Consider the following 6,475-nt stretch of genomic DNA (forward strand, 5'->3'; position numbering starts at 1 on the left):
AAGCATCTCGGCGTCGGCATCGATCTGGCGCGGCTGCCGGTGCTGCCGGTGTTCAGATGGCTGGCGGAGCAGGGCGGCATCGCCGAGCTCGAACTATTGCGCACCTTCAACTGCGGCATCGGCATGATCGCGATTGTCAGGCCTGACGCGATCGAGCAGGTGACGGAAGTCCTGACCGCGAGCGGCGAAACCGTCGCGCTGCTCGGCGAGGTGATCCCGGCCGCGGGCGAACATCGCGTGGTCTACAACGGCCATCTCGATCTTTCGCAATGAAGCGCCGCGTCGCCATCCTGATCTCCGGGCGCGGGTCGAACATGGCCGCGCTGATCGACGCGGCGAAGGCTGCGGACTTTCCGGCCGAGATCGTCGCCGTGATTTCCAACCGGGCCGATGCGCTCGGGCTGGAGAAGGCCGCCGCCAGCGGCATCAAGACGGATGTGATCGAGAGCAAGCCGTTCGGCAAGGATCGCGCGGGCTTCGAAGCGGTCCTGCAGCGCAAGCTGGACGAGGAAAACGTCGAGCTGATCTGTCTCGGCGGATTCATGCGGCTGTTCACCGCTGAATTCGTGCAGCGCTGGTACGGCCGGATGCTCAACATCCATCCCGCGCTGCTGCCGTCCTTTCCGGGCCTCGATCCGCACGGCCAGGCGTTGAAGGCTGGCGTGAAGATCTCGGGCGCGACCGTGCACTTCGTCATCCCCGAAACCGACGCCGGCCCGATCGTGATGCAGGGCGCGGTCATGGTGGCCGATGACGACACCGCCGAGGCGCTCTCGCAGCGCATTCTCGGCATCGAGCATCGCATCTATCCGGAGGCGTTGCGCCTTCTGGCGAGCGGCCGGCTTCGCCTCGAAGGCGATCATTGCAGGATCGCGGACAGCGCGGATCGCGACGGCACCCTGATTTCGCCGCGGACGATCTGATATTATCCGCGCGATCCGGCGCGGGTGAGCCGCGCGCGACGAAGCCCATCGAGGTTCCATGATCACGCTCTATGGCTCCGGGCCCAATTTCGGCCTTCCCGACGCAAGCCCGTTCGTGACCAAGGCTGAGACCTTGTTGCGGATGTCGAAGCTGCCGTTCGAGAAGGCGCTGATGAGCTTCTCAAAGGCGCCGAAGGGCAAAATCCCCTACATCGAGGACGACGGCCAGTTGCTCGGCGACTCCACCCTGATCCGCTGGCACCTCGAGAAGAAATACGGCATCGACTTCGATCAGGGTCTCAGCGCCGAGCAGCTTGCCATCTCCTGGGCGTTCGAGAAGATGGCGGAGGATAATCTCTACTGGGCCAGCGTCTATTTCCGCTGGATGATCGACGCGAATTTCAGGAAAGGGCCGGTCAATTTCTTCAAGGACGTGCCTGCGCCGGTCCGGCCCGTGGTTGTCTCGATGATCCGCCGCCGTCTGCGCAAGACGCTGCATGGCCAGGGGCTCGGCCGGCACTCCGCCGACGAGATCACCGCGATCGGAATCCGCTCGATCGAAGCGATGGCGGCCTATCTCGGCGACAAGCCGTTCTTCATGGGCAATACGCCGGCCGGCATCGACGCCACGATGTTTGCGTTTGCGGTCAGCGCGATTTGTCCGCTGTTCGAATCGGAGCTGCAGCGGGCGGCTGCAAGCCACGACAATTTGCGGCGCTATGTCGGCCGGATGACCGCGCGATTCTATCCGGAACTTCAGGAGATCGCGGGTTGTCAATCTGCGGCGTGAAGTTTTGGGCCATAGACTCACAAACGCGCATTCGCCGTTCATCCATAAATCGGGCGTGCCCCGTAGCGAGTCCTTGGCGATGCTTTGCGACCCCTGAGAAAACCGCAAAACGACCCAATCCCGGTCCTTATGGGTTCACTGCCTGGTTTGATGTGTTTTCGTAAGGCGAAGAAAACCCCCCGGGCTGGGCCGGGGGTTCAAGGTGGTGTGGTCTAACTAATTAGTTGACCTTGAGGTTTTCCGCGGAGGTTTTGCCGCGATTTTCGACAAGGTCGAACTCGATGTGCTGGTTCTCGTTGAGCGTGGAGAGTCCCGCGCGCTCGACGGCCGAGATGTGGACGAACACGTCCTTCTCGCCGGCCGCCGGCTTGATGAACCCATACCCCTTGGTGGGGTTGAACCACTTCACGGTGCCCTTCTGCATCGCCTGTCTCCAAGTTTGGACCTAGATAGTCCGGACACAAAAAAGGCGCGGCCACGTTTTCCACGTGCCACGCCACAAACGGGCTCCCCGGTAGCTGATTGATTTCTTACTCGCGAAACGCACAGTCAAACGGCCCGAATCCGATTGCACTGCCGATTGCGACATCAAATTTGGGCATTCTCGTGATCTTTGTGGCCCCGGCGAATCGCCCTGATGTCGCGGTCTGTGGCAGACGAACCACAATGCCGCGTATTCGGCGGAGCGACGATTGACCCCTCACGCGAACTGGAGGCAAATCGTTGGCGTTTATCGGCATTTGCGCATTTTTCGCCGCGGTCTTTGGAAGCTCTGGCCTTTTGGAAGCCCTGGCCCCTTTGGAATGGATTGCATGCGCGGCTCACGGCGGCCCTCGCGAGCATGGAAGATCGGAAGCGGGCGTGCATTGGCGCGTCTGGGCGCGGTTGCATTCGTCCTCCTGACCGTCATGTCAGCCGCGCACGCGCAATCGCCAACGCCGACCCCGACACCCACGCCGTCGCCGACCCCGAGCCCCACGCCGACCGTGATCAATTCGACGGTGACATCGGGCGCGGCGCTGACCAATCTCGGCAGCAATTTTTTGGAGCGGCTCGGCAATCAGTCGAGCAACGGCTTCAACCGTCTGCAACGCACCAATCCCGGCGGCGGCGGCGCCTCCGAGGCCACGGAAGCGCCGCGCTATCGGGCCTGGTTCGAAACCTATGGCAACTACACCCGGAACGGTGCGGTCGGCGATTTCGTCGGCGACAACAGGAAGACCTGGGGCGGCGTCGGTGGAATCGGCGCGCGGGTGGCGCCGGGCATCAATGTCGGCTTCTCGGTCGACCAGAGCCGTTCCGCGATCGACATTCCGCTGGCGCTGCAGTCGGCGACGATCGACCTGACCCAACTCGGCTTCACAGCTTCCGTCGACAGCGGCCCATGGACCTGGGCAAGCGCTGTCGTGCACGGCTTCGGCAACATCCATTCCCTCCGCGATACCGGGCTGGGATTCGCGACGGCCGGATACAACGCACGGCTCGACGGCGCCCTGAGCGAGATCAGCTACTACTGGACCAGGGATCAATACCGCGTGGTGCCCAAGGCAGCGTTCGAATATGTCCGCGCGCAGACCGGCGCGCTGCAGGAGATCGGCGGCCTCGATCCGGTGTCGGCGACCAGCGCCACCGTGCAGCGCGGACGGCTCCTGATCGGCGCGGAGATCGGCCAGTACTGGATCTTCGACGGCAAGATTCTGGACCTATCGGGTTACGGCAAGTTCGTCGACAATCTCGTGCAGAATTTCTCCGACATCACCGTCAGCCTCGGTACCCAGAGCCTGACCCTGCAGGGCATCGGCGAGAGCCGCTACGGCGCCGATGCCGGCGGCTCGGCATCGCTGTTCCTGAGCAACACCGCGCGGGTCTACATGAACTACGACGGCAAATTCCGCGCCGCGATGCAGTCGCATCAGGGCACGCTGGGGCTGGAGTTGAAGTGGTAGCGCCGTCGCTGGCCTCGTGGTTCGAGACGGCGCCACGCGCCTCCTCACCATGAGGGTCTAAGACCTCGTCCTGTGGAGCGTCGCGAAGCGATGCGTCTCGAAGGATGAAAGCCCCGGCGCTACGTCCGATCGACCCTGACGACGCGGCCTTTCTCGATCGCGAGCGCCAGCCGGCCGTGCTTCAGCGCAATCGCGGCTTCGCCGAACAATTCGCGCCGCCAGCCGTGCAGGGCAGGGACGTCGGCGTGGTCGTCGGCTGCGATCTGGTCGAGGTCGTCGACGGTGGCGATCACCTTGCTGGCGACGGCGTGGCGTTCCGACGTCATCCGCAGCAGCACCTTCAGAAGCTCGACGGTCGCGGCGCCATTGGAATTGCCGCGCGGCTTTTCGATCTTCGGCAGCGTATGCGGATCGCGGGCAACGCCGCGCTGCACGGCGGCGATGATGTCGCTGCCCCATTTCGAGCGATCAAACCCCTTCGGCAGCGAGCGCAGGCTGGCGAGACGCTCCAGCGAGGTCGGGGCATGGGTGGCGATGTCGCCGACCGCGTCGTCCTTCAGGACGCGCGAACGTGGTACGTCGCGGCTTTGCGCCTCCTGCTCGCGCCAGGCGGCGACTTCCATCAGCACCGCGAGTTCTTTCGGCTTGCGCACCCGGGTCTTCAGCCGCTCCCAGGCGCGCTCGGGATGGAAATCGTAGGTTCGCGGCGAGGTCAGGATTTCCATCTCCTCACTGACCCAGTCGCTGCGGCCGCGTTTCTTCAGATCGGCGTCGAGGGCCGCAAAGACATCGCGCAGATGGGTGACATCAGAGACCGCGTAGTGCATCTGCTCGGGCGTCAGCGGCCGGCGCGACCAGTCGGTGAAACGGTGGGTCTTGTCCGGGCGATGGCCGGTGACGCGCTCGACGAGCTGGTCATAGGCGATGCTGTCGCCATAGCCGAGCACCATCGCGGCGACCTGGGTATCGAAGATCGGGTGCGGAATGGTGTTCGACAGGTGCCAGACGATTTCGATGTCCTGGCGGGCGGCGTGAAACACCTTCAGCACCGCCTCGTTCCCCATCAGCTCGAAGAATGCCTTGAGGTCGATGCCGGGTGCCAGCGTGTCGATCACGACGGCCTCATCCGCGCTCGCCATCTGCACGACGCAGAGCAGGGGATAGTAGGTCGTCTCCCGCAGGAACTCGGTATCGACGGTGATGACCTTGTGCTGGGCGAGCCGGGAGCAGGCGGCCGCGAGGTCGGAAGTGGTGGTAATCAGATCCATGAACAATCCATGACGCGCGGGTAAGGCGTTCTGCCGAAAACGCTGATATGTCAAGGGTGTCGCACAGGATTTGAGCCGTGCATTTGAGCCTGAGCACGGCTTTTTTGCGACTCAACCGCGGCCGGCTGTGTGTGGTAGCGCCGTTCCGGCCGTCAGGCAGCGGCGAGGTGAGCGAACCCGTTACTCGTAACGGATGTGCCGCGACCGGCGGCGGCCCGACGGGATCGCGAGCACGACCAGACAAAGCGCAATCATCGCCATTCCCATCAATGCGAAAGCAAAGGCGTCCACGGCAATTCTCCCCCAATATGTCGTTAGATTTGTGGGGCGGGCGTTGACGGTTTCTTAATTCGTGGAGGCGGGAGAACTGCGTGTGCGCGGATGGTGGATGGAGGCTTAAGGAGTTCGGTTAACGGCAGCGCGCAGGAAGGGTTTCACCGGACCCCATCGCCGTCATTGCGAGGAGTTCGCGACAAAATTGCAAAGCAATTTTGCGCTGAAGCGACGAAGCAATCCATGCTTTTGTGTTTGCCGATCGATGGATTGCTTCGCTTCGCTCGCAATGACGCGGATGGATCGGGGCTCACGTCCCGCAGAACGTCCGCAGCACGCGCTGGTCCGGCATCGGCGGTTCGGCGTAGGCCGCAAACGCCGGCTGATCCTCGTAGGGCTTCGACAGCACCGTCAGCAATTCCTCGAACGGCGCGTAGTCGTCGTTGCCGGCAGCCGCGATCGCCGCTTCAATGCGGTGGTTGCGCGGGATGAAGGCCGGATTGACGGCGCGCATGGCGGCCTGCCGTTCGGCCGACGATTGCGGCTCGTCGGCGAGGCGCGCCCGCCAGCGCGTCGCCCAATCGTCGAAGGCTGCGGGATCGGTGAACTGATCGCGGACCTTGTCGTCAGCGCCGTCGCCGGCGGCGTCGGAAAGGCGGCGGAAGGTGAGGGTGAAATCGGCCTCATGCTTTGCCATCGCATCGAGCAGATCCTGCACCAGGGTCTCGTCGCCCTCCTGTGTGGTGAACAGGCCGATCTTGCTGCGCAGGCCGGCCTGGTAGGCGGCGGTGAACTTTTCGGCGAAGTCGCTAAGGATGAATTGCGCCTGCTCGATCGCCTTGTCCTTGTCGTCGGAGAACAGCGGCAGCAGGCATTCGGCGAGCCGCGTCAGGTTCCACAGCGCGATGCGCGGCTGGTTGGCGTAGGCGTAACGGCCCATCTCGTCGATCGAGGAGAACACCTGCGCCGGATTGTAGTCGTCCATGAACGCGCAGGGGCCGTAGTCGATGGTCTCGCCCGAGATCGAGGTGTTGTCGGTGTTCATGACGCCATGGATGAAGCCGACCAGGAGCCAGCGCGCGACGAGATCGGCCTGACGCGCGACGACGCGTTCGAGCAGCGCGTGGTAGGGGCGTTCGGCGATTCCGATATCAGGATAGTGCCGGGCGATGACGTGGTCGGCGAGCGCGCGCACGCCGTCGGTGTCGCCGCGCGCGGCAAAGAACTGGAAGGTGCCGACGCGGATATGGCTCGACGCGACGCGGGTGAGGACGG

At 63.7% G+C, this 6,475-nt stretch carries 7 protein-coding genes; 4 read left to right on the plus strand and 3 right to left on the minus strand.

The annotated features are described in order from the left end of the window. From V7E26_RS28540 to V7E26_RS28550, 3 genes are all read left to right on the plus strand, one after another. The coding region (locus tag V7E26_RS28540; protein WP_324422734.1) for an AIR synthase-related protein at positions 1-273 on the plus strand (273 nt) is incomplete at its 5' end. After that, positions 270-923 (plus strand): phosphoribosylglycinamide formyltransferase, encoded by a 654-nt coding sequence (gene purN, locus V7E26_RS28545; RefSeq protein WP_324422735.1) that lies wholly within the window; start codon positions 270-272, stop codon positions 921-923. The genes V7E26_RS28540 and purN, both read left to right, overlap by 4 nt. A 58-nt stretch (positions 924-981) precedes the next feature. Beyond that, positions 982-1,713: a glutathione S-transferase family protein gene (locus tag V7E26_RS28550; protein ID WP_324422736.1), complete on the plus strand. Its 732-nt coding sequence runs from the start codon at positions 982-984 to the stop codon at positions 1,711-1,713. A gap of 220 nt (positions 1,714-1,933) precedes the next feature. Here V7E26_RS28550 and V7E26_RS28555 read toward each other — a convergent pair whose 3' ends face one another. Further along, complete coding sequence (locus V7E26_RS28555) at positions 1,934-2,137, minus strand: cold-shock protein (RefSeq protein WP_324422737.1); 204 nt, start codon at positions 2,135-2,137, stop codon at positions 1,934-1,936. Positions 2,138-2,525: 388 nt separating this feature from the next. Between V7E26_RS28555 and V7E26_RS28560 the strand changes: the two genes are divergently transcribed. Beyond that, positions 2,526-3,659 carry an autotransporter outer membrane beta-barrel domain-containing protein gene (locus V7E26_RS28560; RefSeq protein WP_324422738.1) on the plus strand — a complete coding sequence of 378 codons (1,134 nt, stop codon included), beginning with the start codon at positions 2,526-2,528 and terminating at the stop codon, positions 3,657-3,659. Between the two features lie 119 nt (positions 3,660-3,778). Here V7E26_RS28560 and rnd read toward each other — a convergent pair whose 3' ends face one another. Together rnd and V7E26_RS28570 are read right to left on the minus strand one after the other, a co-directional pair. After that, on the minus strand, positions 3,779-4,927 hold the full coding sequence (gene rnd, locus V7E26_RS28565; protein ID WP_324422739.1) for a ribonuclease D: 1,149 nt from the start codon (positions 4,925-4,927) through the stop codon (positions 3,779-3,781). A gap of 583 nt (positions 4,928-5,510) precedes the next feature. After that, positions 5,511-6,475 (minus strand): protein adenylyltransferase SelO (locus tag V7E26_RS28570; protein ID WP_324422740.1); only part of this gene is annotated, 965 nt, incomplete at its 5' end.

The sequence above is a fragment of the Bradyrhizobium sp. genome, assembly GCF_036735945.1.
Classification (GTDB): domain Bacteria; phylum Pseudomonadota; class Alphaproteobacteria; order Rhizobiales; family Xanthobacteraceae; genus Bradyrhizobium.

Bases quoted from the DNA above. Each gene is read 5' to 3' on its own strand.
- V7E26_RS28555 (WP_324422737.1), bottom strand. From the start codon at position 2,137: ATGCAGAAGGGCACCGTGAAGTGGTTCAACCCCACCAAGGGGTATGGG.
- V7E26_RS28550 (WP_324422736.1), top strand. From the start codon at position 982: ATGATCACGCTCTATGGCTCCGGGCCCAATTTCGGCCTTCCCGACGCA.
- rnd (WP_324422739.1), bottom strand. From the start codon at position 4,927: ATGGATCTGATTACCACCACTTCCGACCTCGCGGCCGCCTGCTCCCGG.
- purN (WP_324422735.1), top strand. From the start codon at position 270: ATGAAGCGCCGCGTCGCCATCCTGATCTCCGGGCGCGGGTCGAACATG.
- V7E26_RS28560 (WP_324422738.1), top strand. From the start codon at position 2,526: ATGCGCGGCTCACGGCGGCCCTCGCGAGCATGGAAGATCGGAAGCGGG.